Raw genomic sequence first — 26157 nt, forward strand, 5'->3', positions numbered from 1 at the left:
CATCACTTCCTTTCCCGAGGGCGGCACGGACCGCTGCGGTCCACACCTTCATCCTTCGGCGGTCCTGGCACCGCCCACAGAGCCGCAGGACCCGGCCGGCAATGACCAAGGTCCCGCCCGGCCGGTCGCTCAGCCGACGGCGGCCGGATGCGTGCTCGCCTGCCGCTGGGTCCGCACGACGGCCACCGGGCACACGGCGTTGCGCACGAGGGTGCCGGGCACCGCGCCGGGGCCGGTGCCGGGCACGCCGGCGCGTTCGCAGGCGCCCACGACCAGGGTGAGGCGGTCGCGGCCGCGTCGAGCAGCCTGGCCGCAGGGTCGACGCCGTGCAGGACGTCCAGGGCGACGGGCACGTCGGCGAAGGCGGCGCGCCAGCCGGCCAGTGCCTGGCTGAGCAGCAGCCGCGAGTCGGCGTCGTCCCGCGGGTCGCCGGGCCGGTCGCCGGAGGTGCTGATGTAGCACACCCGGATGCTGGTGCCGCGGCGCTGCGCCGCCTCGAAGGCATAGGAGATCGCCGCCGCCGAGGGCGATGCCGCGTCGAGGCCGAGCACGACCGGGCGGCGGACCGCGTCGGCGTCCACGGTCGCCGCGACGACGACGGGGCACGACGCGTAGGCCATCACGTGCGTCGCGACGGCGCCGGCATGGATGCGCTGGAACCCTCCCCCGGCCGGTGCCCTGCCGTGCCCGTGGCGGCCGAGGACGATCAGGTCGGCCGAACGCGAGATCCGGACCAGCGCGGCACCCGGCGCCCGCTGCACGAGCATCGTCTGCACATCGATGCCCGGATGCGCGTGCGCCAGGTCGTCGGCGGCGAGGTCGAGCAGCCGACGTGCCTCGGCCTCGGCGTCCGCGGTCAGGTCGGGCGGCAGCAGGGTCGCGTAGGCGACCCGGTCGAGCAGCGAGTGCACCAGGCGGACCAGGCCGCGGCCCGGGACGACCTGGGCGGCGGCCTGGGTGGCTGCCACGCCGGTTGCCGCACAGGCGGCCGCGGCGGCGGTCTCGCGGGTCTCGCGGGCGGTCTCGGCTGCGGCCTCGGCGGCGGCGAAACGGGCCGCGGCCCAGGAGTCCGCGGAGCCGTCGAAGCCCACGACGATCCTGATCCGTGATGACATGTCGGCCTCCGTCAGGTCAGTTCTTGCCGGTGCCCTGGTCGCCGGCGGCCGGTCAGGCGTCGAACGTGTGGCTCAGCCGGGTGGTCGTGTCGTCGAAGCCCCACTTGAGGTCGTCGTCGGTGACACCGACGACGCCGTCGAGGCCGCGGATCAGCCGGACGGCGATCTGGGCGCTGCTGCGCCGGTCGATCTTCCCGGCCAGGGTGACGTGCCCGCCGGTGACGGCGACGTCGACCTCGATCGGGTCGATCCACATGATGCCGCGCAGGACCGACTCGATGACGTCGGCGCGGATGACGTCGTCCTCGCGCAGGTACCGGCGCAGCAGGTCGCGCCGCGAGACGATGCCGACCAGGAGTTCGTCGTCGTCGACGACGGGGAGCCGCTTGACGTTGCGGTGCTCCATCAGCTGGGCCGCCTGAGTGAGCGTGGCCGTCGTGGTGATCGTGACCGGCGGCGCCGTCATCAGCGACGCGGCGGTCTCGCCGGTCGCCTTCTCCTTGGCGAGGCGCCGGCGGCGGCGCTCGAAGAGCCTGGCGTGCACGTCCTCGCCGTTGAACTCGACCTTGTGCAGCAGGTCCGCCTCGGAGACCACCCCCAGCACCCGGCGCCGCGGGTCGACGACCGGCACCGCGCTGACGCCGAACTCGACGAGGAGGTCGACGATCTGCTTGTACCCGAGCTCGGGTGCCACGGTGACCACACTGGTGCTCATCACGTCTCGTACCAGCAGCGAACTCATCGACCTGCTCCCTTCCATGGGGGTCCGTCCTATCTCCCCACCCTGACCTCGGCGCCGACGGGCCGCACGGGCCGAAGGTCCCGCCGTCGCGGGCCGGGATGCCCCGTCCGCCCCGGGCCGCTATTTGCAATTGTTTGCAACTGCTAAACTCGCCATGTCGTAATACGCAGATCGGGAAGGCGGCCGCCGGCATGCCCGTGCCGCTGTATCAGGCGAAGGCCGAACTCTTCCGCACGCTGGGTCATCCCGTGCGCATCCGCGTGCTGGAGCTCCTGCAGAACGGCCCGAGACCCGTCCGGGAGCTGCTGACCGAGATCGACGTCGAGGCCGCGGGCCTCTCGCAGCAGCTCGCGGTGCTGCGCAGGGCGGGCCTGGTGACGTCGACCCGTGACGGGGCGCTCGTCGTGTACGCGTTGAGCACCCCGGACGTGGCCGACCTCCTCGCGGCGGGCCGGCGGATCCTGGGCGCGGTGCTGACCGATCGGGAAGGGCTGCTGGCGCAGCTCGAGGCCGAGGCGCGGGACCTGTGACCGCGTCGGCAACGCGGCGCGCCGCCGGCTGGGGCCTGACCGGCCTGCTGCCGCAGCGGTCGGACTGGGCCGCGGTGCGCCGCGCCCCGCGCCGGGACCTGCTGGCGGGACTGACGGTGGCAGTGGTCGCCCTGCCGCTGGCGCTCGCCTTCGGCGCGACGTCGGGACTGGGCGCCCAGGCGGGACTGGTCACGGCGGTGGTGGCCGGCGCGGTCGCGGCGGTGTTCGGCGGCTCCAACCTGCAGGTGTCCGGCCCGACCGGCGCGATGACCGTGGTGCTGGTGCCGGTGGTGCAGCAGTTCGGCGCCCGCGGGGTCCTCATGGTCGGCGCGCTGGCCGGTCTCGTCCTGATCGTGCTGGCGCTGGCCCGGCTCGGCCGCTACGTGCGCTACCTGCCCACCCCGGTCATCGAGGGGTTCACCGCCGGCATCGCGGTCGTCATCGCCCTGCAGCAGCTGCCGGCCGCGCTCGGCGGCGCCGGCGCCCACGGCGACAAGGTCTGGGCCGTGGCCGCCGACGCGATCGTCCGCTTCGCCCGCCATCCCCACCCCGCACCCGTCGGCGTCGCCGTGGGCGTGGCGGCGGTGATGCTGCTCGGCGCGCGCCTGCGGCCAGGACTGCCCTTCTCGCTGCTCGCCGTCGCCGCGGCGACGATCACGGCGGAGGTGGCACCGCTCGACCTGGCCCGCATCGGTGCGCTCCCGGCCGGCGTGCCCGCACCGTCGCTGAGCTTCGTCGACCTCGCCGCGATCGGGACGCTGCTGCCCTCCGCGCTCGCCGTGGCCGCCCTCGCCGCGCTGGAGAGCCTCCTGTCGGCGACCGTGGCCGACGGGATGAGCGTCAACCAGCGGCACGACCCCGACCGGGAGCTGTTCGGCCAGGGCCTGGCGAACCTCGCGTCGCCGCTGTTCGGCGGCATCCCGGCGACCGCGGCGATCGCCCGCACGGCGGTCAACGTCCGTGCCGGTGCCGGGTCGAAACTGGCGGCGCTGACCCACGCCGTCGCCCTGGCGGCGATCGTGCTGGCCGCCGCGCCGCTGGTGTCCCGCATCCCGCTCGCGGCGCTCGCCGGGGTCCTGCTGGCGACCACGGTGCGGATGGTCGAGGCGGGCACGCTGGTCGCGCTGGCCCGGTCCACCCGCGGCGACGCGCTGGTGCTGGCGCTGACGTTCACCGTGACCGTCGTGTTCGACCTGGTCGCCGCCGTGGCCGTCGGCATCGGCGTGGCGACGGTGCTGGCGCTGCGGTCCGTCGCCCGCAGCGCCCGGCTCGAGCAGGTGCCGCTGGAGCCCGGCGACCACAGCGCCGAGGAGCACCAACTGCTCAGCGAGCACATCGTGGCGTACCGGCTCGACGGCCCGCTGTTCTTCGCCGCCGCCCACCACTTCCTCATCGAGCTGTCCGAGGTCACCGACGTCCGGGTGGTGATCCTGCGGATGTCCCGCGTCACCACCATCGACGCCACCGGCGCGCACGTGCTCGGCGACGCGATCACGCACCTGCGCCGCCGTGGCATCGTCGTCCTGCTGTCCGGCGTCCTCACCGGCCACGACCAGGTCCTCGCCACGCTCGGCGTGGCCGAGAGCCTCCGCCGTGACGGCCTGATCTTCCCCGACACCGTCGCCGCCATCGCCCACGCGCGGACGCACATCGTCGGCCGCCCCTCACCGCCGGGATGAACGCCCGTGTCGGGTGATCGTCGAACTTCGCGCACGTTCGGCCGTCGCAGCCGGGTGTGCCCACCGGTCACCATCGACTACGCAAGGTGTTCGACCACATACGGATCGGGAAGCCCCATGTCCAATGTCATACCTGAGGTCACCGATGTCCACGTCGGCCGCCAGGCGATCTACGATCGGCAGGGCGACATCGCCGCGTTCGAGCTGCTGTTCCGCAACTCGCCCGGTGCCCGGTCCGCAACCAACGGCGGTGCCCTCGCGACCAGCCAGGTGATGGTTGCCGCGTTCACCACCGTCGGCCTGGAGGAGCTCGCCGGCGGCCGGCCGTGCTTCATCAACCTGACCGCGGACTTCCTGCTCGGCGAGCTGCCGGTGCCGTTCGCCCCGGAGCACGCCGTCCTGGAGGTCCTCGAGACGGTCGACGTCGACGACCGGCTCGTGGCGGGCGTCGCGAGCCTGGTCGAACGCGGGTATGTCATCGCCCTCGACGACTTCGTGTCCGGGTCCGGCCACGAGCGGCTGTTCGCGCTGGCCACCTACGTCAAGGTCGACTTCCTCGGTACCACGGCCGCCCAGCGACAGGCGATCCTCGACGTGCGCAGGGCATACCCGCACCTGAAGTTCGTGGCCGAGCGGCTGGAGACCGCCGCGGACGTGACCGAGGCGCACGAACGCGGATACGACCTCTTCCAGGGCTACGCGCTCAGCCGCCCCGCCGTCGTCACGGCCCGCACGCTGAGCGCGTCACGGCTGCGCTGCGTCCACCTGCTCGGCCTGCTGATGGCGCCGGACGTCGGCCTGGACCGCATCGTGTCCATCGTGTCGAGCGACCCGGCGCTGAGCTACCGGATGCTCCAGGCGGTCAACACCGCTGCCACGGGCGCGGCGCACCGGGTGTCGTCGGTCCACGAGGCGGTCGTCATGCTCGGCACCGCGCAGATCCGCAACTGGGTGACGCTCATGCTGATCGGTGACCTCACCGAGGCCGGGGAGGAGCAGACCGCCGACATCCTCGTCCACGCGCAGCTGTGCCGGCTGATCGCCGAGAGCACCGGGCTCTCCGGCGACGAGGCGTTCACCGCCGGGCTGCTCGACGCCGTCGCCGGCCTGCTCGGCCTGCCGGTCGACACCCTCGCCGGCAAGCTCCCCCTCGCGGCGATGGTCCGCGACGCCCTGCTGCACGGCACCGGCCCGCTCGGCGACGTGCTCGCCGCCGTCCAGGCCCATGAGCACGGCACCGCGACGGCCGCGGGCGCCGACATGCTGCCCCAGCAACTGGCGGCGCTGGCATGGGCCACGAAGACGGCACAGGCCATCCGCAGCAACTGACGGCGCTGGCACAGGCCGTCCGCAGCAGCCCGCGGCGCGGCACGGGCCGTCCGCAGCAGCCCGCGGCGCGGCACAGGCCGTCCGCAGCAGCCCGCGGCGCGGCACAGGTCATCCGCGGCAGCCGGCGGCGTGGCTCAGACGGCGGCCGCGGCCAGCTCGTAGCCGGTCACGAGGTCGCAGTCGATGCCGATGACACAGTTCATCGGCTCGTCGACCCACGGCCGCAGCAGCCGCTCGTACCGCGCCTGCCGCACGGGGTCCAGGACGAGCCTCGCGGCGCCGGTGACCACCACCGTCCAGCCGGTGTGGCCGTCGAGGTCGAACGTGTCCGCCTCGTACGCCACGACGACCCCGCCGCTCTGCGTGGCGGCGGACGCCAGCGCGCCGCCCAGGTTGCTGCGGATGACGATGGTGCTGCCGTCCACCAGGTGGTTCACCGGCCGGATCGCCGGTAGGGCCCGCATGCTGAACACCACCCGGCCGACCGGCACGGAGGCCAGCAGCTCAAGACAGCGGTCGCGGCCCAGCGGTCGCATTGTCGCCATCGGTCCACCCTTCTCATTGCGGTGAACTCTGCTCCGCCCGCGACCCGCGGGCCAGGGCACAACGGCCCGTCCCCGGCGGGACCTTGTCCCTGCCGCCCGCGCCGGTGTCGCACGGGTCCTTGGTACGCCGTGACCGGTGCCGTTCGGCCCTGCTGCGCTCCCCGGGGCGCCGCCTAGCGTGATCCACGAGCCCGGACGGGGTCCCTGGTTGAGGAGCGCGGCATGCGAACGGTGACGGAGTCGGAGCTCGGGCGGATCCTCGGCGCGCTGCCGGGCAGTCCGCGGATCGTGGCGAGCGGCAACTACGCCGCCCCGGGGCGGCTGCTCGCCGCCGCCGACGCCGCCGTCGCGGAGTTCCGGCTGTTCATGCTCAACGCCCAGCCGGGCCTGCCCGACCGTGACGGCGTCGTCTACGAGTCCGCGTTCGTCGGGCCCGGCATGCGGGCCCACCCGCGGCTGCACTACTTCCCGTGCCGGCTGTCGCTCGTGCCCCACCTGTTCCGGCAGCGCCTCGCCCCGGACGTGGTGCTCCTGCACACGTCACGGCCGATCGACGGCGCCGTCAGCCTCGGCGTCGAGGTCAACATCCTGCCCGCGGCCATCGAGGCGGCCCGCGCCCGCGGCGGCATCGTCGTCGCGCAGGCCAACGCCGCGATGCCGGCCACGCACGGCGACGCCATGGTGCCGCTCGAAGCGGTGGACTACCTCCTCGAGGTCGACGAGCCGCTCGCAACCCATGCGGTCGCCCCGCCGGACGCGGTCTCCGCGTCGATCGGCGAGCGGGTCGCCGCCCTGGTACCGCAGCGGGCGACGCTGCAGCTCGGCATCGGTGCGATCCCGGACGCGACCCTCGACGCGCTGCTGGACCGGCGGGACCTGCGCATCTGGTCGGAGATGTTCAGCGACGGCGCCCTCGCCCTGGAGAAGGCGGGCTGCCTGGACCGGGACACGCCCGTCACCGCCTCGTTCTGCTTCGGCTCCGCTGAGCTGTACGACTGGGTCGACCGCAACCCGCGGGTCCGGATGCTGCGCACCGAGAAGACCAACGACCCCGGCACGATCGCCGCGCACCCCAACCTGATGAGCGTGAACAGCGCCCTGCAGGTGGACCTCTTCGCCCAGGCGAACGCCACCCGCGTCGGCAACCGGACGCACTCCGGCTTCGGCGGGCAGACCGACTTCATCGTCGGCGCCATGCACTCCCCCGGCGGGCACGCCGTCATCGCGCTGCGGTCCTGGCACCCGAAGGCCGACGTGTCCTCGGTCGTGCCGCTGGTGTCCGGCCCAGTGACGTCGTTCCAGCACAGCTACATCGTCACCGAGCAGGGCACCGCCTCGATCTGGGGCCAGGACTCGGTCGAACAGGCCCAGGAGATCGTCGACCACGCCGCGCACCCGGCCGCCCGCGACGGTCTGCGCGCCGCCGGCCGGACCTTCGGCATGCCGCTGACCTGACCACGGGACACCGGCGGGACCATCGACCCACGCACACGATCCAGAGTCCTCTATCTCGTCGGGGAACCGCGGCACACGCTGAAGCCGGACACTCAGGACCTGAGGAGGAGACCATGGACAGGACGAGGATCGTCGTCGGATACGACGGATCCGACGAATCGCGCCGGGCGGTGGACTGGGCCGCCGACGAGGCCGAACGGACCGGCGCACCGCTGCAGATCGTCCACGCCTACCAGACCAGCTGGCCGGCGGGCAGCTACTACCGCCCGACCGCCCAGGAGGAGCAGGCGGCGCGGGGCCGGGCCGAGCAGCTGGCGGCCGACGCCGTCGCCGGTGTCCGCGGACGGGGTACCGGCGTCGACGCCGTCGCGACGGTCGTGCACGCGGCCCCGGCGGCAACCCTGCTCGACCTCGGCGGCAGCGGGTCGCGGCTGCTCGTCGTCGGCAACCGTGGCAACGGCGGGATCACCAACCTGCTCATGGGGTCGGTCAGCCAGCAGGTCGCCACCCACGCCCGCGTCCCCGTCGCCGTCGTGCGCGGCCACGCCGCGGCGGCCGGCCCGGTCGTGGTCGGGGTGGACGGTTCACCGGCCACCGACGCCGCGCTCGGCCTCGCGTTCGACGCCGCCGCGGCGCGCGGCACCCACGTCGTCGCGATCAGGGCCTACGTCCCGCCGGCACCGTCCGTGCTGCCGCTCAGCGGCGTCGAGGCGGTCGAACGCGAGATGCTCGAGGCCTCCCTGGCCGGCTGGCAGGACAAGTACCCGGCCGTCAGGCTCGAGGCGCGCCTGGCGGTCGGCCGGGTGGCGAAGGTCCTCGTCGGCGTCTCCCACACCGCGCAGCTCGTCGTGGTCGGCAGCCGCGGGCACGGCGGCTTCACGGGTCTGCTGCTGGGCTCCGTCGGGCAGCAGCTCCTGCACCACGCCGAGTGCCCGGTCCTGATCGCCCACCCGAAGTTGTGACTTTCTGCCCTCGTCGGCCATTGCCCGGGTGCCTACTGTGACAGATGTAGGCGGTTGGGCGGACGATGGGAAGAGTGAGTCCGGTGCTGGCAGTCATGCTCGTGGCCACGATCATCGCGACCGTCTACGTCGCGCTGATCGCCATGCACGTCCTGGCCATCCGCGGCGGCGAGCGTTCGGGCTCGCGGTACCGCCCGCGGATCGCCAGGTGGATCGCCACCGCCGACGAACGCCGGCGCGGCCGCGCCGAGAGCGACGCGGCGCGCCGGCTGATGACCGGTGCTCTGGACCGGGCCTCGTACCGGGCGGCCCTGGCCGCCATGGCGGCACAGGACGAGATCGAGCACCCGGTCGAGATTCCGAAGTCCAAGATGTGACGAGCCGCGGAGAGGGGCACGGCGATGGCATCCACAACCGGCCCGATCACCCCGGAGGAGCCGGCGGCGAACCGGACCCCGCCGCCCGCCGACGTGCTGCTGCGCCTGCGCCTGCTGGAGTCACGGGTGCAGGTCCTGGAACAGACGGTCCGTGACCTGGAGACGGCCCTGGACCGGCTGGACCAGAGCGACGCGGCGACCGTGGTCCGCAGGGCGCTCGATCAGCTCCAGCCGTGAACAGCCGCCACCGCACGGCGGCGCGACCTCGTGGTCCCGCCTCCACCGCTCACCCGGCTCCCGCGTAGGCGCCGATCGGCGCCGCCTCACGGGAGCCCGGCGTGAGGGTGACCACCTCGTCGACGTCGCCGAGCACGTCGGTGCGGTGGGTGATGAGCAGGACCGCCCGGTCCCCGGCCGCCGCGAGCAGGTCCCGGATCAGTTCGGCGGCGGTGACGTCGTCGAGGTGCTCGGTCGGCTCGTCCAGGACGAGGACGGGGAAGTCGGCCAGCAGCGCACGGGCCAGGGCGAGCCGCCGCCGCTGGCCGCCGGACAGGGCGACGCCGTGCTCACCGACCGGCGTCGCGAGCCCGGCCGGCAGGGTGCGCACCCAGTCCAGCAGCCGCGCGGCGGCCAGGGCCTGTTCGAGCTGCCCGGTGGTCGCGTCCGGCCGGCCGATGCGCAGGTTCGCCTCGAGGGTGCTGTCGAACAGGTACGCGTCGTCGCCCAGGTAGCCGACGACGGTGCGCAGCTCGTCGCCGCGCAGGTCCCGCACGTCCACGCCGTTGAGCGTCACCCGCCCGGCCGCCGGGTCGAGCCACCGCACCAGCAGCGCGGCGACCGTGGTCTTGCCGGCGCCGCTCGGGCCGACGAGCGCGACCCGCCGCCCGGGACGCAACGTCAGTGACACGTCGTGCAGCACCGTCTGCCCGGGCACCCATCCGGCCGACACGGCCTCCAGGCGGACCGTCGCCGGTCCGTCCGGCAGCGGCACCGGCGTGGCGGGGTCCGGTGCCGGGTCGGCGGCGCGAGCGATCTCGGCGAGCCGGCCGAGTGCGCGCGGGCCCCGGCGAGGCGCTGCGCGGCGCCGGGGATCACGCCGACGGTCTCGAAGACGGCGAGCGGCGTCAGCACGATCACGGCGAGCAGCTCGCCGGGCAGCGTGCCGGCCCGGACCGCGACGGCACCGGCGGCGAGCCCGGCGAGGACGCTCAGGCCCGTGCACAGCGCGGTGACCGCGGCCGAGACCCCGGCGGCGCCGCTGGAGCGGCGGGCCGCCGCGAGCAGCTGCCGGTCGGTGCGCTCCAGTGCGGCAAGCGCGTCGTCGACGGCCCCGTATGCGATCAGGTCCGGCAGCCCCTGCGCCAGCTCGACGGTGCCGGCGGCGAGCGCGCCGCGCAGCGGGGCGAGCCGGGCGTCCGCCCGCCGGACGGCGGCGGCCTGCAGCGCGGGCACCCCGACGGCGACGATGAGCAGCCCAGCCGCGAGCGCCGCGCCGGCGACCGGCAGCAGCGTGCCGACCAGCGCGACCGTGGCGGCACCGGTGACCGCGGCGACCACGACGGGCAGCATCACCCGCACGATCACGTCGAGCACCGACTCGACGTCGTCGACCAGCCGGGCGACGAGGTCACCGCGGCGGAACGCGGCGAGGCCTGCTGGGGCGAGCCGCTCCAGCCGCCGGTACGTGCGGACCCGCAACGCACCCAGCACCCGGAAGGCCGCGTCGTGCCCGGTGAGCCGCTCGACATAGCGCAGCACGCCACGTCCGATGCCGAACGCCCGCACGGCGACGATGGCCACCATGAGGTGCAGCACCGGCGGATGCTGGGCGGCACGGGAGATGAGCCACGCCGACGTCGCCATCAGCCCGACCCCGGCACCGGCCGCGCCGACACCGGCGACGACGGCCAGGGTGAGCTGCCCCGCGGCCGGCCGGCACAGCCGCAGCACGGCCCGGACCGCGCTCACGCCATCACCTCCGCCGCGCGCCGGCGCCGGGCCGGGTCAAACCCGCGCTCCTGATCCACGGACCCTCCGTTGCACTCCGACCGACGCACGCCGCCATCCCCGCCACCGTCACGGCGCCGGGATGAGCCGACACCGCGCTGCCGCCGAGCACCGCATCCGCGGCGCCCCCGCCCGCTCACGCCGGCACCGTCGCGGTGCCGACGGGGATCGCGCGGTCGGCGAGGGCGACGAGGGCGGGCCGGTGGGCGGCCATGACGACGGTGCGGCCGGCCGAGTGTGCCCGGATCGCCGCGAGGATGCCGGTCTCGGTCTCGGCGTCGAGGTTGGCGGTCGGCTCGTCGAGCAGGACCAGGGGCGCGTCGCGGAGGAACACGCGGGCCAGCGCGATCCGCTGCCGCTGCCCGGCGGACAGTCCGGCGCCGTCGTCGCCGAGTCTGGTCGACAGCCCGTCGGGCAGCGCGTCGATGAAGCCGAGGGCGCCGGCCTGCTCGGCGGCGCGGCGCAGCGCGTCGTCGGTGGCGCCGGGCGCGCCGAGGCGGATGTTGTCGGCGATGGTGCCTGGGCTGAGCCAGGGCCGCTGCGGCAGCCACGCGACCCGCCGCCGCCAGGCGGAGGGGTCGACGGCCGAGAGGTCCTGGCCGCCGACGGTGACGCTGCCGCCGGTCGGCGCGGCGAAGCCGAGCAGCACGGCCAGGGCCGTGGACTTGCCACAGCCGCTGGGGCCGGTCAGGGCGACCAGCTCCCCCGGCGCGATCGACGCGCTGAACGGTGGCAGCGACGCCTCGGACCGCCCGTCGTGCAGCACGGCGACGTCGTTGAACCGCACCGTGCCGGCCGGCGCCGGCGCCGTGCCACGGGGGCGCGGCGGCGTCTCGAGGAGGTCGAAGACCTCGGTGGCGGCGGCGAGCCCTTCGGCGCTGGCGTGGTAGTTGGCGCCGACCTGGCGCAGCGGCAGATACGCCTCCGGGGCGAGGATCAGCACGAGCAGCGCGGTGGCCAGGCCGAGGCTGCCGTCGACGAGGCGCAGCCCGATGCCGACCGCGACGAGCGCCACCGACAGCGTCGCGAGCAGCTCCAGCACCAGCGAGGACAGGAACGCGACGCGCAGGGTCCGCATCGTGGTGGTGCGCTGCTCGGCGCTGATCCGGGCGATGATCCCGGCCTGCCGCTTGGCGCGGCCGAAGACCCGCAGCGTCGGCAGGCCCGCGACGACGTCGAGGAAGTGGTGTGACAGCCGGGCGAGGAGCCGGAACTGGCGCCGGTTCGCCGTCTCGGTGTGCAGGCCGACGAGTGCCATGAAGACGGGGATGAGCGGCAGGGTGATGGCGATCGTGCCGGCGGCGACGAGGTCCGCCGGCGCGATGCGGGCCAGCACGATCACCGGCACCAGCGCCGCGAGGACCAGCTGCGGCAGGTACCGCGCGAAGTAGGCGTCCAGCGCGTCGAGCCCCCGGGTGGCCAGTGTCGCGATCGCGCCGCTGTCACCCGCCGCGCCCGGTCCCAGCGCCGCGACGTGGGTGAGGAGCCGGGACCGCAACTGCTGCTTCACCGCGGCCGACGACCGGGCCGCGGCCACCTCCTGCGCCCAGGCGACCGCCGCCCGCAGCGCGACGACGGCGGCCAGCCACGCCAGCGTCGGCGCGATGCGGTGCACGTCGGCGCCGTGCAGGTAGACGGCGGTGATGCCGTCTGCGAGCAGGGTCGCCTGGGCGACGACGAGGGCGGCGAGCGCGACGCCGAGGACGACGGACAGCGCCAGGTAGGTGCGGGTCGCCCGGGCATACCGCAGCAGTCGCGGGTCGAGGGGCTTCACGGGTGGCTCGCCGGGATGTGCTCGACCCGCAGCCGCCGCCGGAACACCCAGTAGGTCCAGGACTGGTAGCCCAGCACGATCGGGGTGAAGCACACCGCGACCCAGGTCATGACCTTCAACGTGTACGGCGTGGAGGCCGCGTTGGTCACGGTGAGGCTGTCGCCGCCGGTGAGGGTGGTCGGCATGACGTCGGGGAAGAGCGTGACGAACAGCGCGGCGACGGCGAGGACGAGGGTCGCCCCGGTGGCCAGGAACGCCCATCCCTCACGGCGGGCCTTCGCGGCGAACACGGCACCGATCAGCGCGACGGCGGCGGCCGCGGACAGCGCCCAGCCCCACGCGTCGTCGTGGGTCAGCTGCGTCCACACCAGGAACGCCGCGGCGATGAGCACGGCGGGCAGGCTGAGCCGGAACGCGAGCCGCCCGGCCCGTTGCCGCATCTCGCCGTCGGTCTTCAGCGCCAGGAACACCGCGCCGTGCAACGCGAACAGCGACAGTGTGGTCAGCCCGCCGAGCAGCGCGTACGGGTTGAGCAGGGTGAAGAACGTGCCGACGTATTCGTGCTGGGCGTTGATCGGCACACCGCGGACGATGTTGCCGAACGCGACGCCCCACAGCAGCGCAGGCACGAGGCTGCCGGCGATGATGCACAGGTCCCAGCGGCGTTTCCACTGTGGACTGTCACCCTTGCCGCGGTATTCGAACGCGAGGCCGCGCAGGATCAGCGCCACGAGGATGATCAGCAGCGGCAGGTAGAAGCCGGAGAACAGCGTCGCATACCACTCGGGGAACGCCGCGAAGGTGGCGCCGCCGGCGACGAGCAGCCAGACCTCATTGCCGTCCCAGACGGGGCCGATGGTGTTGATGAGCAGGCGGCGCTCCCGGTCGTCGCGGGCGAGCACCGGCAGCAGCATGCCGACGCCGAAGTCGAAGCCCTCCAGGAGGAAGTAGCCGGCCCAGAGCACGGCGATGAGCGCGAACCAGACGGTGGTGAGTTCCATGGTCATTCCCTCAGTACGCGAACGCCAGCGGGCGGTCTTCGTCATCTTCGTCTGCTGTGTCACTGGGTACGACGATTTCCGGTGCCCCGGCTCGGGCGTAGCGCAGCATCAGCATGAGTTCGACGACGGCGAGCGCGCCGTACAGCAGTGTGAGGACGATGAGCGAGGTGGCGACGGTGCCGGCGCCCACCGTCGGGGAGACGCTCTGCGAGGTCTTGAAGACCCCGAAGACCGTCCACGGCTGCCGGCCGACCTCGGTGAAGATCCAGCCGAACGAGTTGGCCAGCAACGGCATGGCGACGGTGGCGACGGCTGAGATCCACAGCCAGCGCCCGCCGGGCAGCCGGCCCTTGCGGGTACGCCAGAGCGCGATCGCGGCGATGGCCATCGCGAGGGCACCGAACCCGATCATCAGGCGGAACGACCAGTAGGTGATCGGCACGTACGGCACGTAGTCGCCGGCGCCGTACTGCTCGGTGTACTGCCGCTGCAGGTCGTTGATGCCTTCCACGGAGCCGCCCGGGCTGCCGGTCGCCATGAACGACAGCAGCGAGGGGATGCGGACGCTGGCGAGCTCTTCGCGGCCGTCGAGCGAGCCGATGGTGAAGATGGAGAACGACGCGGGTTCGGAGGTCTCGTACAGCGCCTCCGCGGCGGCCATCTTCATCGGCTGCTGCTCGGTCATCACGCGGGCCTGCAGGTCGCCGGTGATGAGCACGCCGACGCCGGCGACGAGGACGACCCAGGCGCCGAGCCGCAGCGCGGGCCGGAACACCTCGATCTGGTTGCGGCGGCGCAGGTGCCAGGCGCTGACGGCCAGCATGAGCGCGCCCGCGGTGAGAAAGCACGCGGTGATGGTGTGCGGGAACGTGACGAGCGTCGTGGAGTTCGTCAGTACGGCGCCGATGTCGTTGAGTTCGGCCCGGCCGCGCTCGGCGTTGATGGTGTAGCCGACGGGGTGCTGCATCCACGAGTTCGCGGCGAGGATGAAGTACGCCGACAGCATCGTGCCGATCGAGGCGAGCCAGATCGTCGCCAGGTGGACGCGTTTCGGCAGCCGGTCCCAGCCGAAGATCCACAGTCCGAGGAACGTCGACTCGAGGAAGAACGCGAGCAGCCCCTCGATGGCCAGCGGCGCGCCGAAGATGTCGCCGACGAAGCGTGAGTAGGCGCTCCAGTTCATGCCGAACTGGAACTCCTGCACGATGCCGGTCACGACCCCCATCGCGAAGTTGATCAGAAAGAGTTTGCCCCAGAATTTCGTCGCCCGCAGGTACTCCGGACGACCGGTCCGCACCCAGGCGGTCTGCAGCCCGGCGACGAGCGCCGACAGGCCGATCGTGATCGGCACGAAGATGAAGTGGTACACGGTGACAATCGCGAACTGCCACCGGGCGAGATCGAGCGCGTCCATGACTGGATCCTCATGATCGGGGTGGTGCCGCATCAGGGCCGAACGGCACGTCCGGACGGGACCGTCGGGCCTGGGTTCGCGGCGGGTCAGCCGGCCGGGCCGAGCAGCCCGACGCCGCCGTCGTAGCGGCGGTAGACGATCCCGCCGCGGCCGGTGCCCTCATCGGTGAAGAACAGGAACGGCAGCCAGCCCTCGGCGAGGTGGGTGGCGGCTGCCGCCGGGGTGAGGACCGGGGTGCGGCGGGAGTTGACCGTCGGGGCGGGTGTCCCCGAGGCCGGGGCCGGTCGCATGCCGCGCTGCCGGGCGACGCGCAGTCCGGTCGGTCCGGCGCGGTAGATCACGGCGTCCTCGCCGGTGTCCGCGTCGGTGAACAGGCACACGTCGTAGTCCATGGCGGCGAGCATCGACGCCGCCTGGCAGGCCCGGCGCGGGCGCAGCGGCACCGTCTTGCGGCGGGTGATCCGGTCGCTGCCGGGGATGGCCAGTGCCCGCCGCTCCGGGTCGGGCCACGGCCACGGCTCCCAGCCCGTCAGCAGCCGCTTGACCTGGCGGTCCAGTCGCACCGCACCGGCCGAGACGGCGGCGGCCGGATCGGGTCCGGCGATCTGGATCCGGGCCGGCGCGCCGCTCACGCGGAGGTTCACCTGCACCACGACCGGACCGCCCGGGTGGTGGCCGCCCGTCAGGCGTACGCGGGCGCCGCCCGCCAGGTGGTGCCGTGTGACCACGGCCGCGACCATCGTCCGGGCGCACTCGCGTTCGTCGCCGCCGATCGCACCGCGGCTGCGCACCTCCACCTCGCCGGCGGGCATGTTCGGCAACAGGTCGAGCTCAGGCACCGGTTCACCTCCTGGGTCGGGACCGGGACAGTGTCGGCAACCGTCGTCATGCCTGACAGTGCCGAAGGTCCCGACCCGGGCGGGACCGGCCGGGCCGGGACAGGGCCGGGTGGGCCGTCAGCGGTGGTCGCCGCGTTCGTGTCCGAGGCGTGCCTGGAGCCGGTCCTGCAGGAGGTCGACGGCCTCGTACGGCGTGTCGCCGGACGCCTCGGCGTGCAGGACCCGGCCGTTGACGTCGATCTCGGCCCGCGCGGTGACGGGCCTGGTCGCGGCGGGGTTCGCGATGCGGTCGAGCCGCACCCGGGCGTACAGCACCGGGCGTCCCGTGCGCCCCAGCACCGCCGTGACCTTCTCCTGGGCGTACCGGTGCAGCTGCGGCTCCATCCCGGCCTGCAGCTGGACCTGGACTTCGACCTCGTCGTGCGTGCGGGACATCATCTCGTCCTCTCCTCGTCCACGGGCGGAGATCCGGCCGCCTGTGATCATTCGATCCCGCTGCGAGGAGAGGTTCCAGGGCCGTTCGTCGTCCGCGCCGGGACCGAAGTCCCGGTCAGCCGGTGAACAGCGGTGGCAGCAGCCGGATCGTCAGCGCGACGCGGGCGAGGCTGGCTGCGGCGGCGAGGGTCAGCGGCCATGCGAACGCGGGTGCGGCCAGCGCGACGGCGGCCAGCACGGCGGCGTCGATGACGATCATGCCGAGGCCGCCCGCGGCCGCGGCCCGGGTGCGACGGTAGCTGCGGCTGGCGGTAGCGGCGAGCACCAGGGCGACGACGACCGCCAGCAGGGTCAGGCCGAACACGAACGGGACCGGCGCGGGCACCGGCCAGGTCCAGGCGTGGCCGGTGACGATCGCCGCGCACCAGCAGCCGCCCACGACCGGTCCCGAGCACAGCAGCACCCGGGCCGCGCGACGGCCGGGAGCGTGGCGCACGAACGCGGCGACGACCTGCTCCGGGTCGCCGAACTCGGCGATGGCCGCCTCGGCCGCGGCATCAGGATCGAGGCCGATGGACAGGTGATGCTGGTAGGTCTCGGTCAGGCCGTCGGCAAGCTCGTCCACGGCGTCGGCGGGCAGTCGCCGAGCCAGCTCGGTGATCGATGCGTCGATCAGCCGGTGGCCGGCCACGGTGGCCCCTCCAGCAGGGTGGTGACCGTGGCCGCGAACTCGCGCCAGTTGGCGCGGTCGCCGGCCAGCCTGCGCTGACCGGCCTCGGTGAGCCGGTAGGCGCGGCGGCGTCGCCCGCCGGTCACCGACCAGGATCCGCTGATCAGGCCGATGCTCTCCAGCCGGTGCAGCGCCGGATAGACGGTGCCGGTGGGCAGGTCGAAGCGTCCCGCGCTGCCCTCGCGGAGCGCCTCCTTGACCGCGTACCCGTGCCGTGGGCCGTCCTCGAGGGCGGCCAGCAGCAGCACGTCGAGGTGGCCCTTGAGCGCCTGCGCATCGGACTTCATCAGCATCCCTCCCGCATAGGTAGTTATGCTACTCTCGGTCGATAGGTAGGATACCTACGTAGCGATCCGGAGGCGGACATGCCTCGACGCATCCCGGCCGGCATCGAAGTGCCCCGCACATGAGCGGCGTGCTCGCGCTCGGCATCGCCGGCATCGAGGTTCCTGACGCCGGCACGCTGTTCCTGGCCGCGCTTGCGGTGCACGTGACCGCCGGCGTGACGGCCGTGGTCGCGGGAGTGCTGGCGACCACGGCGCCCAAGCGGGCCGGCCGTCATCCGAAGACCGGCGCCGTCTACCTGAGCGCCACCGGCGTGGTGTTCGCGACCGCCACGGTGATGGCCGCGCTGCGGTGGCGTCACGACCGGCACCTGTTCGCGATCGCCGGCGTGACGCTCGGGCTGGCGATGCTGGGCTGGTGGGCGCGCCGCCGCCGGCCCCGCCGATGGACGGCCTGGCACGGGTCGGCCATGGCCGGCTCCTACATCGGCCTGCTCACCGGCTTCTACGTCGACAACGGCCCGCGACTGCCGCTGTGGGATCAGCTGCCACACCTGCTGTACTGGCTGCTTCCGGCCGCCGTGGGGATACCCGTCACCTGGTGGGCGCTGGTCCGCAACGGTGCCGTTGGTCCCGTGCGGCCCGGCCGCGAGGGTGCGTCGTCGTCACCCGCGGCCGGGCCGCACGGGACCAACGGCACGACGGCCTGAGGCGGACGCCCCGTGCCCGCCAGGTCCGCAGCGACGACGCTGGATGTGGGTGGACCCGGCAGGTTGGAGATGACCGACGATGACTGTGCGAGTGGACGACGAGACGACCGGTGGGTGGCTCGGGGCGGCGGTCGCCGCACCATCGATCCACAACACGCAGCCGTGGCGCTTCGGCGTCCACGACGGCAGCATCGACGTGCGCGTCGACCCGGCCCGCCGCCTGCGGGTCATCGACCGCGACCACCGTTCGATGCTGCTCAGCGTCGGCGCCGCCGTGTTCAACCTGCGCCTGGCCATGGCGCTGGACGGCCGGCTGCCGGTGCTGCGGCCCTTCCCCGCCGACGGCCTGACCGTGGCCAGGGTCGAGCCCGGCCGCCCCGGCAGGCCCGGGCCCGGCCTGCGTGCCCTCGGCACCGCCCTGTTCCGGCGGCACACGAACCGCGGCCCGTACGCGCGCCGTGGTCCCGGCACGGATCGTCGAGGAGCTGCGGGCGGCCGCGGCCGCGGAGGGCGCCGAGCTGACCGTGCTGGACCGGGCGCGGCGTGAGGCGCTGCTGGCACTCATGACGACGGCCGACGCGGCGCAGCGCGGCGACCCGGCGTACCGGCGGAGCTCGCGGCGTGGACGGCCGCCGACCCCCGCCGCCGGGACGGCATACCGGAGGCGCTCTTCGCCCCCCGCGACGAGGACGGCAGACTGCCGCTGCGCGACTTCGGCCTGCCGTGGCCCTGCGCCGGTCGCCGGGGCGCCCGGTTCGAGCCGCATCCGCAACTGGTCGTGCTGAGCAGCCGCAGCGACGCGCGGGCCGCACGGGTACGTGCCGGCCAGGCACTGCAACGGGTCCTGCTCAGCGCCACCGTCCGGGGGCTGTCGACCCAGCCGATGACCCAGGTGCTGGAGATCCCGAGGCTGCGACGGGTCGTCGCCGACCCGGCCGACCCGTGGTTCCCGCAGATGATCCTGCGGATCGGCTACGGCATGCCGGCGCCGGGAAGCCCGCGCCGGGACTGGTCCGAGATGGTCGCGACGGCGTGAACCGTCACGTGGCACCACCGGGCGCCTCGTCGTCGGTCTTGGGCCGCACGTGCGCGTCAGGCCCCGGGAACACCAGCGCCTCATGCCCGTCGTCGAGCCACCGCACCGTGTACGGCGGTGTGTGATCGGTGTGGCCGACCCCGGTGATGACACCGACCCGCCGGCGGAGGCCGACCCGGGCACCCTCGACGATCAGCTGGTCTCCGACGTTCGCTTGCATCGCCGTTCCTCCTCCGCTGATACCCGCCGGCAGCCACCGCCGGCGTGCTGTCCTGCCTGTCCCTCTACCGTGCGCCGCCGACGTGGCGGGAATCAAGCCGTCCGGCCCGATCCTCCGGGCCGGCGGCCAGCTCTCACCGCTGGTGCTGCCGTTCGTCCGGATGCACCACCGCGACCGGGCAGGCTTTGCGGTGCGCTCGACGTCCGCGTCGGCCTTGACGGTCGGGAACTGCTCGGACGCGTCGACGCCGGCCACCACCGGCAGGGCCGGAGGTCCCGGATCCGGCCCCGCGCCCCCGGCGGCGTCCGGCATCGATGTCGGGTCCTTCGATGCGACGCGGCGGGACCGACGCCCTGCCGTCCGGCCGCGCCGGCGTGCTGTGCTGGATGAGGAGAAGGAGGAGGTTCACGATGCTGACCACCAGACTGCGCGCTGCTCCACTCATGCCGTTCGACCTCAACGGCCCGTCCTGGTTCCCGTTCACCGAACCGGCGATCCGGATCGAGGAAGGCCTCGAAGAGGACCGCTACACCGTGCGGGCGGAACTGCCCGGTGTCGACCCGGTCAAGGACGTCGACATCACCTACGCCGACGGGGCCCTGCGCCTGGCGGTCACCCGGATCGAGTCCCAGCGGGACAAGGGCCACTCCGAGTTCCGGTACGGCACGTTCCACCGCACGATCTCACTGCCCCTGGGCGCCAAGGAGGAGACGCTGTCCGCGGTGTACAAGGACGGCATCCTCGAGATCACCGTCGCGGTCGGCGAGGCCCACCCGCTCAGCAGGCACATCCCGGTGACCGTCGAGACCGTCAAGCCCGTCAGGAAGGCCGGCTGAGCGGTGCCACGCCGATCCGGGCCCCGGCCGCGTGCCGGGGCCCCGGATCTGTGTCCGGCAACGGGACTTTCGGCCTGACGGCCGGTCCGGATGCGGCGGGATGGTGGAGGTGAGTCATCCGGGTCCGGACGGCGCTCGCGGCACGACGGAGGAGGTCGACGGCGATGGCTGCGGTGGGGCTCAACCATGTCAGCAAGCTGTTCGGAACGGTCCCGGCGGTGGATGACGTCTCGCTCCGCGTCGCGGACGGCGAGTTTCTCGTCCTGGTCGGCCCGTCCGGCTGCGGCAAGTCGACGATCCTGCGCATCATCGCCGGGCTGGAGGAGGAGACCTCCGGAACGGTGTCGATCGCCGGCTCGGTGGTCACCGGCCTGCCGCCGAAGCTTCGCGACATCGCGATGGTGTTCCAGAACTACGCCCTCTACCCCCACATGAACGTCGCGGGCAACCTCGGGTTCGCGCTGCGGTTGCGCAAGGTGCCGCGGGAGGAACGCGAGCGGATCATCCTGGAGACGTCGCGGATGCTGGAGCTGGACGAGTTCCTCGACCGCAAGCCGAAGGCGCTGTCCGGCGGGCAGCGGCAGCGCGTCGCCATGGGCCGGGCGATCGTGCGCGGCCCCCAGGTCTTCCTGATGGACGAGCCGCTGTCCAACCTCGACGCGAAGCTGCGGGTGTCGATGCGGGCCGAACTGCGCCGCCTGCACGACCAGCACGCGAACACCACCATCTACGTGACCCACGACCAGATCGAGGCGATGACGCTCGGCGACCGGATCGCGGTCGTCGACCACGGCCGGCTCCAGCAGGTCGGCACGCCGCACGAGCTGTACGACCGACCGGCGGGTCGGCCTTCTCGTCGTCGGCGGCCATGACGGCGGCGACCCGTTGCACCACGCGGTGCCCACCCGGCTCGCTGCTCGCGCCGCCTGCCCGGTGGTCGTCGTGCGCCCGATCGCCGGACGTGGCCCGTTCGCCGGTCACGTCGTCGTCGGCGCCGACGGGTCCGCCTCGGCGGCGGCCGCGCTGCGCGCCGGGTTCGCCCACGCGGAACTGCACCACGTGCCGCTGGCGGTGGTCGAGGTCGACGGCCGCCGTCCCGGCGGCGACTTCTGGTTCGACGACCGCTTCCTCGAGACGCACTTCGCCACAGTGCCGGCACCGCTGGAGGCACTGGCCGGGCAGGTGGAGCCGTTGATGGCACGGCACCCCGAAATCGCGGTGAAGCGCGCGGTGTACGGCGGTGACCCGGTGGCGGGGCTGCGCCGGGCCGCGGCGGGTGCCCTGTTGCTGGTCCTCGGGCGGCACGGCCGGCTGTTGCCCGCGGCGCTCCGGCTGGGCTCGGTGAGCCGGGCCTTCGCCGAGCACGCCGACGGGGTCGTGGAGATCGTCCCGGACGGGGGCGGGTGAGACCCGCCGCGCCGGAGCACCACGGATGGGCCCCGGCGCGGGCGGCGCGCGGTCAGCGTGGGTGTTCGTCGAGGACCTCACGCAACCGGGCGGCGAACTTCAGCGACTCGCCGTGCTCACGCTGCCAGATGTTCCGGCCGAAGATGAGGCCGGTGGCACCCGCCTGCATCGACTGCCTGGCCTTGTCGAGCATCGCCTCGTCGCCGGCCTTCTCGCCGCCGGAGATGAGCACGAGGGTCCGGTTGGCGGACCTGACCACGCCGTCGATCGCCTCCTGACTGGTGAAGGTGCCCTCGTAGGGCTTCTTGACCCCGTCGCGCTTCTCCGGATGCGGGAAGTTGACCTTCACGATGTCCGCGCCGAGCTCGCTGGCGACCCGCGCGGCGTAGTCGACGGCGTAGAAGGAGTCCTTGCCGCCCTTCGCCTCGATCGCCGCACCCCGGGGGTAGGCCCACACGATGAGCGGCATCCCGAGACGCTGGGCGGCGCGCCGGACGCTCAGGTACTGCTCCAGGTCGCGGTCCTGCGCGGGGGTGCCGACGTACAGCGTGTAGCCGACGGCGTCCGCGCCGAGCCGGACCGCCTCCTCGACCTGCGCGTTCAACGGCGACAGCGCCGCCTCGTCGGACGGGATGTCGGTCTTGCCGTTGAGCTTGAGGATGAGCGGGACCTCCCCGGCGTACTCCCAGTAGAACTTCTCCGCCAGGCCGATCTGCACGGCGATGCCGTTGAACCCGCCCTCAACGGCCAGCCGCAGGATGTAGGACGGTGAGCCGGCCGAGGGGTTGGCGAAGAAGTCGCGGGGGCCGTGTTCCAGCCCCTGGTCGTAGGGCAGGAACAGCGCGGTGCCGTTGCGCGAGCCGTGCTGGTACAGGATCCGGTGCAGGCGCGCCTTCTTGCCCGTGCTCAGCCCCAGGTCACGTAGTGCGGTGGTCATGTCGTGCTCCTCTGGTGTCCGTGGTGCCCGGCGGCCCGGGACCGGGCCGCCACGACTAGGCCGGCCAGCGTCCAGACCGCCAGGACACCGAGATGGGTCCAGGCGACGCCGCCGCCGTCCGGTCCCAGGGCATCGAGCATCGCCCGGGACAGGTGCTTGAGGGGGAACACGTCCGCCGTGTACCGCAGAGCCGCCGGCAGCGGACCGCCGTTGCCGACGACGAACACGTCGGAGACGCGAAGCAGGGCCTGACCGACATCATCGCCTCGGTCCGGACGTTCGTCGGCTGAGCGCCGGGCCGGGACGTTCGGCCCTGCTCACCTCGGCACCGGCGCACGACGCTGGAGGCACGAACGCGTGGCGCCGGCCGCGCCTGGCCCCGGAGGGGATCGACATGACGAATCGGCGGTACGCCGGGCGGGTCGCCGTGATCAGCGCCGACGGTGGGTGGCTGTCATGACCACCGTCACCCGGGCCCGGCGCGGCAACCGGACGGTGCTGCGGCTGCTGTCCTCGCCGCTGCATATCCTGCTGAGCCGTCGGATCTGCGAGCTGTCGTACGTGGGCGTGGTCACTGGTCTGCGGCACGTGCTGCCGGTCGAGTACGCGCAGGACGGCGATCGGATCCTCGTCCTGGCCGCGGACGCCGCCACGAAACGCTGGTGGCGCAACTTCACCGGGCCGGGCGCACCGTGACCGTCACCGTCCGCCGGCGCCCGTACGTCGCCCACGCGACGGCGCTGGCACCCGGCGATCCCGGCTACGCCGACGCGCTGACCTCGTACCGGCGCCACCGCCACGCGCCGCAGGACACCGACCACCGCCTCGTGGTCATCCGCCGGCTGGCGGATTGAACAGCTCCGGCCGGTGCCGGTCGGGTGGGTGACCGGGCCCTTCGGCGCTCGTCGTGGCCCCTTCCCGCGCAGGACGCTGGAAGCGTCGAGACGGTGAAGGGAGGGGTCATGGGATACCGATATGGTCCCGTCGTCGTCGGCGTCGACGGGTCGGCCGACAGCGTCGGCGCGCTGCGCTGGGCCGCGGACGCGGCCTGCCGGCACTCCCGGGAACTCCACGCGGTCCACGTCCTGCACAAGGCCGCGCCACCCGGCGAGGCCTCGCGTGCGCTTGCCGACGATGCCGCGGCGGAGGCACGACGATGGCTGCCGGGGGTGTGCGCGACCGGGGTGGCCGAAACGGGTGACGCCGTCGAGGTCCTGCGCCGCCATTCGCAGACGGCCCGGCTGGTGGTGATCGGCAGTCACGGCACCGGCGGGGTCGACGGCAAGCCGGTGGGCGCCGTCGCGGAAGCGCTCTGCCTGCGGGCGCACTGCCCGGTGCTCGTCGTCGAGGCCGGCAGGCGGTGGGCCGATCCGTGGTCGGTGCTGCCCCACGACGGGCCCGTCCTCGTCGGCTTCGACGGCTCGGACCCGGCCCGGCGCGCGCTGCGGCTCGGCTTCGAGGAGGCCGCCGGCCGGCGCAGCCGGCTCATCGTCATCCAGGTCTGGCAGCATCCGGACCTCTGGCGGCCCGGCCACCACCGGCACGGGGCCGACCTGGCCGCCGAGGAGGCCGCGATCCGCGCGGCGCTGCACGAGGCCGCCGGGCCGTGGCAGGCCAGACATCCGCTGGTCGAGATGGAGCTGCGCAGCGAGCCGGGCGACCCCTCCGACGCGTTGAGCGTCGCGTCGCAGTGTGCGCTGCTCATGGTCCTGGGCCCGGTCCGGACCGAGGACCCGGGCCGGACCGCCGAATCGTCGGTGCTGCGCCGGGTACTCAGGCACATGGCCTGCCCGGCCCTCATCGCCCACGATCCCGGCCGGACGCCGGTGCCGCACACGCCGCCGGAGCACGCACCCGCGTACCCGCCGCAGGAGGTCCGTCATGGAGCACCAGGTTAACGTCGTCGTCGGTGTCGACGGCTCGGCGCAGAGCATGGAAGCGGTGGAGTGGGCCGCCGCGGACGCCGCACGACGGCACCGCCGGCTCCAGATCATCCACGCCTGCCCGCCGCACGGCGCCCATCCTGCGCCCGCACTGGACGAGGCGGTCGCCCGTGCCCGCGCTGTCTCGGCCGAGTTGTCGATCACGACCTCCGCTCCGGTCCAGCCGGCCGCCGTCGCACTGCTCGACGCGTCGCGATGGGCCGACACCGTCGTTGTCGGCAGTCGCGGGCTGGGTGGTTTCGGTGGCCTGCTGCTCGGGTCCGTCGGCGGGCAACTGGCAGCACACGGCGCCTGCCCGGTCGTCGTGGTGCGCGGGGACGGACGCGCCGGCGGACCCGAGGCGGGGCGTGTCCTCGTCGGCGTGGACGGTTCCCACGACACCGACCGCGCCATGCGGTTCGCGTTCGAGCAGGCGTCGTTTCGTGGTGCCGGCCTGACCGCGGTCCACACGTACGTCTGGCCCGGCTCCACCGGTCCGGGCGACATACTGCCGCTCGTCTACGACGAGGACGACCTGCGTGACGACGAGCGGCGGCTGTTTGCCGAGGCCGTCGCCGGCTGGACCGACAAGTTCCCGGACGTCGACGTGCGCTGGTGCAACGTGCGCGGCGGCGCCGCCGGGGTGCTCACCCGACTGTCGCACGGCGCCGAGCTGCTGGTCGTCGGCTCCCGCGGGCGCGGGAGCTTCACCGGGCTGCTGCTGGGCTCGGTCAGCCGGGCGATGCTCCACCACGCCGCGTGCCCGGTGGCGGTGGTGCGGTAGGCCGGCGCCCGCCGGGCACGCCCCCGGTTCAGAGACCCGGCGGTATCAGGACGGCGGCACCCTCCACCCGGTCCGCGGCGAGGTCGGCGAGCGCTCGGTCCGCCGCGGACAGCGGGTACGGGGTGACGGTGACCCGCAGCGGATGCTCCTGCGCGAACGTCAGGAAGTCGTGACCGTCCTGGCGGGTGTTGGCGGTGACGCTGCGCAGGGACCGTTCCTGGAAGAGGTGGTCGGCGTAGCGCAGCGGCGGGATGTCGGTGAGGTGGATGCCGGCCACCGCGAGCGTGCCGCCGCGGTCGAGCGCGGACAGGGCGACGGGCACCAGGTCCCCCACGGGGGCGAACAGGATCGCGGCGTCCAGCGGCTCCGGCGGCGCGGCCGACGCGTCACCGGCCGACGCTGCGCCGAGGTCCAGGGCCAGCCGCTGGGCCTGGGACGAGCGGGTCAGGACGTGGACCGTGGCGCCCTGCGCGATCGCGACCTGCGCCGCCAGGTGCGCGGACGCGCCGAAGCCGTACAGGCCCAGACGGCCGCCCGGCGGCAAATCCGCCCGGCGCAACGCCCGGAAGCCGATGATCCCGGCGCACAGCAGCGGGGCGGCGTGGGCATCGTCGTACCGCGGCGGCATCCGGTAGACGTATGCGGCGGGCGCGACACAGTGCTCGGCGAACCCGCCGTCGGCGTCCCAGCCGGTGTAGAGCGAGAACGGGCAGAGGTTCTCCGCCCCGGCGCGGCAGTACCGGCACGTGCCGCAGGTGTGACGCAGCCACGCCACGCCCACCCGGTCACCCACCCGCAGGTCGCCGGTGTCGCCGCCGAGCTGCTCGACCTCACCCACCACCTCGTGCCCGGGCACGGCACCGGGGCGGTGCGGCGGCAGATCGCCCTCGGCCAGGTGCAGGTCGGTGCGGCACACGGCGCACGCGCGGACCCGGATCAGCACCTCGCCCGGCCCCGGCTCGGGCACCGGCGCCGACGTCGTCCGCAGCGGTCGCCCGCCGATCGGCCCGGGCCGGTCCACGCGCCACGCGTTCATCGTTCGCATCCGCGACTCCTGCCCACCACGGTGCGCCCCACACCCGGGACG

32 protein-coding genes and 1 pseudogene are annotated in these 26157 nt (G+C 73.8%); 17 read left to right on the top strand and 16 right to left on the bottom strand.

Annotated elements, in window-relative coordinates:
* Positions 1-2 precede the first annotated feature (2 nt).
* Together OHA72_RS44615 and OHA72_RS44620 are read right to left on the bottom strand one after the other, a co-directional pair.
* Positions 3-1115, bottom strand: coding sequence for a universal stress protein (locus OHA72_RS44615; protein WP_327002162.1), 1113 nt, complete (start codon positions 1113-1115; stop codon positions 3-5).
* Positions 1116-1167: 52 nt separating this feature from the next.
* Positions 1168-1857, bottom strand: coding sequence for a CBS domain-containing protein (locus OHA72_RS44620; protein WP_327002163.1), 690 nt, complete (start codon positions 1855-1857; stop codon positions 1168-1170).
* A gap of 191 nt (positions 1858-2048) precedes the next feature.
* Between OHA72_RS44620 and OHA72_RS44625 the strand changes: the two genes are divergently transcribed.
* From OHA72_RS44625 to OHA72_RS44635, 3 genes are all read left to right on the top strand, one after another.
* Positions 2049-2387: an ArsR/SmtB family transcription factor gene (locus OHA72_RS44625; protein ID WP_327002164.1), complete on the top strand. Its 339-nt coding sequence runs from the start codon at positions 2049-2051 to the stop codon at positions 2385-2387.
* A complete protein-coding gene (locus tag OHA72_RS44630; RefSeq protein ID WP_327002165.1) occupies positions 2384-4066 on the top strand; it encodes a SulP family inorganic anion transporter in 1683 nt (560 codons plus the stop codon). Before OHA72_RS44625 ends, OHA72_RS44630 begins: the two co-directional genes overlap by 4 nt.
* A 117-nt stretch (positions 4067-4183) precedes the next feature.
* Positions 4184-5395, top strand: coding sequence for an EAL and HDOD domain-containing protein (locus OHA72_RS44635; protein WP_327002166.1), 1212 nt, complete (start codon positions 4184-4186; stop codon positions 5393-5395).
* Between the two features lie 134 nt (positions 5396-5529).
* Here OHA72_RS44635 and OHA72_RS44640 read toward each other — a convergent pair whose 3' ends face one another.
* Complete coding sequence (locus tag OHA72_RS44640) at positions 5530-5940, bottom strand: pyridoxamine 5'-phosphate oxidase family protein (RefSeq protein ID WP_327002167.1); 411 nt, start codon at positions 5938-5940, stop codon at positions 5530-5532.
* 222 nt (positions 5941-6162) lie between these two features.
* Here OHA72_RS44640 and OHA72_RS44645 point away from each other — a divergent pair, with 222 nt between their 5' ends.
* From OHA72_RS44645 to OHA72_RS44660, 4 genes are all read left to right on the top strand, one after another.
* Positions 6163-7395, top strand: coding sequence for an acetyl-CoA hydrolase/transferase family protein (locus tag OHA72_RS44645; protein ID WP_327002168.1), 1233 nt, complete (start codon positions 6163-6165; stop codon positions 7393-7395).
* A 113-nt stretch (positions 7396-7508) separates the two neighbouring features.
* The gene (locus OHA72_RS44650; RefSeq protein WP_327002169.1) at positions 7509-8357 is read left to right on the top strand and encodes a universal stress protein; all 849 of its coding nucleotides are present in this window, start codon (positions 7509-7511) and stop codon (positions 8355-8357) included.
* A gap of 74 nt (positions 8358-8431) precedes the next feature.
* Positions 8432-8734: a hypothetical protein gene (locus OHA72_RS44655; protein WP_327002170.1), complete on the top strand. Its 303-nt coding sequence runs from the start codon at positions 8432-8434 to the stop codon at positions 8732-8734.
* A 24-nt stretch (positions 8735-8758) separates the two neighbouring features.
* Positions 8759-8971: a hypothetical protein gene (locus tag OHA72_RS44660; protein ID WP_327002171.1), complete on the top strand. Its 213-nt coding sequence runs from the start codon at positions 8759-8761 to the stop codon at positions 8969-8971.
* A gap of 49 nt (positions 8972-9020) precedes the next feature.
* Here the strand turns inward: OHA72_RS44660 and OHA72_RS44665 are convergent, their stop codons facing one another.
* The 9 genes from OHA72_RS44665 to OHA72_RS44705 all read right to left on the bottom strand — a co-directional run bounded on the left by OHA72_RS44665 (position 9021) and on the right by OHA72_RS44705 (position 17221).
* Positions 9021-9641, bottom strand: coding sequence for an ATP-binding cassette domain-containing protein (locus tag OHA72_RS44665; RefSeq protein ID WP_327002172.1), 621 nt, complete (start codon positions 9639-9641; stop codon positions 9021-9023).
* On the bottom strand, positions 9632-10702 hold the full coding sequence (locus tag OHA72_RS44670; protein ID WP_327002173.1) for an ABC transporter transmembrane domain-containing protein: 1071 nt from the start codon (positions 10700-10702) through the stop codon (positions 9632-9634). Before OHA72_RS44670 ends, OHA72_RS44665 begins: the two co-directional genes overlap by 10 nt.
* Before the next feature lie 175 nt (positions 10703-10877).
* Positions 10878-12515, bottom strand: coding sequence for a thiol reductant ABC exporter subunit CydD (gene cydD, locus OHA72_RS44675; RefSeq protein ID WP_327002174.1), 1638 nt, complete (start codon positions 12513-12515; stop codon positions 10878-10880).
* Entirely contained in the window at positions 12512-13516 is a 1005-nt protein-coding gene (cydB, locus tag OHA72_RS44680) for a cytochrome d ubiquinol oxidase subunit II (protein WP_327002175.1), read from the bottom strand. The genes cydD and cydB overlap by 4 nt, the downstream gene beginning before the upstream one ends.
* 10 nt (positions 13517-13526) lie before the next feature.
* Complete coding sequence (locus OHA72_RS44685) at positions 13527-14930, bottom strand: cytochrome ubiquinol oxidase subunit I (RefSeq protein ID WP_327002176.1); 1404 nt, start codon at positions 14928-14930, stop codon at positions 13527-13529.
* 86 nt (positions 14931-15016) lie between these two features.
* Entirely contained in the window at positions 15017-15769 is a 753-nt protein-coding gene (locus tag OHA72_RS44690) for a sigma 54 modulation/S30EA ribosomal C-terminal domain-containing protein (RefSeq protein ID WP_327002177.1), read from the bottom strand.
* Between the two features lie 117 nt (positions 15770-15886).
* Positions 15887-16207, bottom strand: a complete 321-nt coding sequence (locus tag OHA72_RS44695) for an HPF/RaiA family ribosome-associated protein (RefSeq protein WP_327002178.1) — start codon at positions 16205-16207, stop codon at positions 15887-15889.
* Positions 16208-16319: 112 nt separating this feature from the next.
* Positions 16320-16895: a permease prefix domain 1-containing protein gene (locus tag OHA72_RS44700; RefSeq protein WP_327002179.1), complete on the bottom strand. Its 576-nt coding sequence runs from the start codon at positions 16893-16895 to the stop codon at positions 16320-16322.
* Positions 16877-17221 carry a PadR family transcriptional regulator gene (locus OHA72_RS44705; RefSeq protein ID WP_327002180.1) on the bottom strand — a complete coding sequence of 115 codons (345 nt, stop codon included), beginning with the start codon at positions 17219-17221 and terminating at the stop codon, positions 16877-16879. Before OHA72_RS44705 ends, OHA72_RS44700 begins: the two co-directional genes overlap by 19 nt.
* A gap of 119 nt (positions 17222-17340) precedes the next feature.
* Here OHA72_RS44705 and OHA72_RS44710 point away from each other — a divergent pair, with 119 nt between their 5' ends.
* The 3 genes from OHA72_RS44710 (at position 17341) to OHA72_RS44720 (ending at position 18964) form a co-directional block, all read left to right on the top strand.
* Positions 17341-17928 carry a hypothetical protein gene (locus tag OHA72_RS44710; protein WP_327002181.1) on the top strand — a complete coding sequence of 196 codons (588 nt, stop codon included), beginning with the start codon at positions 17341-17343 and terminating at the stop codon, positions 17926-17928.
* Between the two features lie 79 nt (positions 17929-18007).
* Complete coding sequence (locus tag OHA72_RS44715) at positions 18008-18475, top strand: hypothetical protein (protein WP_327002182.1); 468 nt, start codon at positions 18008-18010, stop codon at positions 18473-18475.
* A gap of 231 nt (positions 18476-18706) precedes the next feature.
* Complete coding sequence (locus OHA72_RS44720) at positions 18707-18964, top strand: nitroreductase family protein (protein ID WP_327002183.1); 258 nt, start codon at positions 18707-18709, stop codon at positions 18962-18964.
* Positions 18965-18968: 4 nt separating this feature from the next.
* Here OHA72_RS44720 and OHA72_RS44725 read toward each other — a convergent pair whose 3' ends face one another.
* Positions 18969-19184 (bottom strand): DUF1918 domain-containing protein, encoded by a 216-nt coding sequence (locus tag OHA72_RS44725; RefSeq protein ID WP_327002184.1) that lies wholly within the window; start codon positions 19182-19184, stop codon positions 18969-18971.
* A 410-nt stretch (positions 19185-19594) separates the two neighbouring features.
* Here OHA72_RS44725 and OHA72_RS44730 point away from each other — a divergent pair, with 410 nt between their 5' ends.
* The 3 genes and pseudogenes from OHA72_RS44730 to OHA72_RS44740 all read left to right on the top strand — a co-directional run bounded on the left by OHA72_RS44730 (position 19595) and on the right by OHA72_RS44740 (position 21427).
* Entirely contained in the window at positions 19595-20020 is a 426-nt protein-coding gene (locus OHA72_RS44730) for an Hsp20/alpha crystallin family protein (protein ID WP_327002185.1), read from the top strand.
* A gap of 164 nt (positions 20021-20184) precedes the next feature.
* Positions 20185-20862 (top strand): annotated as a pseudogene (locus OHA72_RS44735) (ABC transporter ATP-binding protein); the annotation flags it as partial.
* A 55-nt stretch (positions 20863-20917) separates the two neighbouring features.
* Complete coding sequence (locus tag OHA72_RS44740; protein WP_327002186.1) at positions 20918-21427, top strand: universal stress protein; 510 nt, start codon at positions 20918-20920, stop codon at positions 21425-21427.
* Positions 21428-21479: 52 nt separating this feature from the next.
* Here the strand turns inward: OHA72_RS44740 and OHA72_RS44745 are convergent, their stop codons facing one another.
* Both OHA72_RS44745 and OHA72_RS44750 read right to left on the bottom strand, forming a co-directional pair.
* Positions 21480-22364 (bottom strand): class I fructose-bisphosphate aldolase, encoded by an 885-nt coding sequence (locus OHA72_RS44745; protein WP_327002187.1) that lies wholly within the window; start codon positions 22362-22364, stop codon positions 21480-21482.
* Positions 22361-22591 carry a hypothetical protein gene (locus tag OHA72_RS44750; protein ID WP_327002188.1) on the bottom strand — a complete coding sequence of 77 codons (231 nt, stop codon included), beginning with the start codon at positions 22589-22591 and terminating at the stop codon, positions 22361-22363. The genes OHA72_RS44745 and OHA72_RS44750 overlap by 4 nt, the downstream gene beginning before the upstream one ends.
* 229 nt (positions 22592-22820) lie before the next feature.
* Between OHA72_RS44750 and OHA72_RS44755 the strand changes: the two genes are divergently transcribed.
* The 4 genes from OHA72_RS44755 (at position 22821) to OHA72_RS44770 (ending at position 25070) form a co-directional block, all read left to right on the top strand.
* The gene (locus OHA72_RS44755; protein ID WP_327002189.1) at positions 22821-23060 is read left to right on the top strand and encodes a hypothetical protein; all 240 of its coding nucleotides are present in this window, start codon (positions 22821-22823) and stop codon (positions 23058-23060) included.
* Positions 23057-23218 carry a hypothetical protein gene (locus OHA72_RS44760; protein ID WP_327002190.1) on the top strand — a complete coding sequence of 54 codons (162 nt, stop codon included), beginning with the start codon at positions 23057-23059 and terminating at the stop codon, positions 23216-23218. The genes OHA72_RS44755 and OHA72_RS44760 overlap by 4 nt, the downstream gene beginning before the upstream one ends.
* A 108-nt stretch (positions 23219-23326) precedes the next feature.
* A complete protein-coding gene (locus OHA72_RS44765; protein ID WP_327002191.1) occupies positions 23327-24262 on the top strand; it encodes a universal stress protein in 936 nt (311 codons plus the stop codon).
* On the top strand, positions 24246-25070 hold the full coding sequence (locus OHA72_RS44770; protein WP_327002192.1) for a universal stress protein: 825 nt from the start codon (positions 24246-24248) through the stop codon (positions 25068-25070). The genes OHA72_RS44765 and OHA72_RS44770 overlap by 17 nt, the downstream gene beginning before the upstream one ends.
* A 28-nt stretch (positions 25071-25098) precedes the next feature.
* Here the strand turns inward: OHA72_RS44770 and OHA72_RS44775 are convergent, their stop codons facing one another.
* The gene (locus OHA72_RS44775; protein WP_327002193.1) at positions 25099-26115 is read right to left on the bottom strand and encodes a zinc-dependent alcohol dehydrogenase family protein; all 1017 of its coding nucleotides are present in this window, start codon (positions 26113-26115) and stop codon (positions 25099-25101) included.
* Positions 26116-26157 lie beyond the last annotated feature (42 nt).

Origin of the sequence: Dactylosporangium sp. NBC_01737 (genome assembly GCF_035963215.1) — a bacterium.
GTDB lineage: Bacteria > Actinomycetota > Actinomycetes > Mycobacteriales > Micromonosporaceae > Dactylosporangium.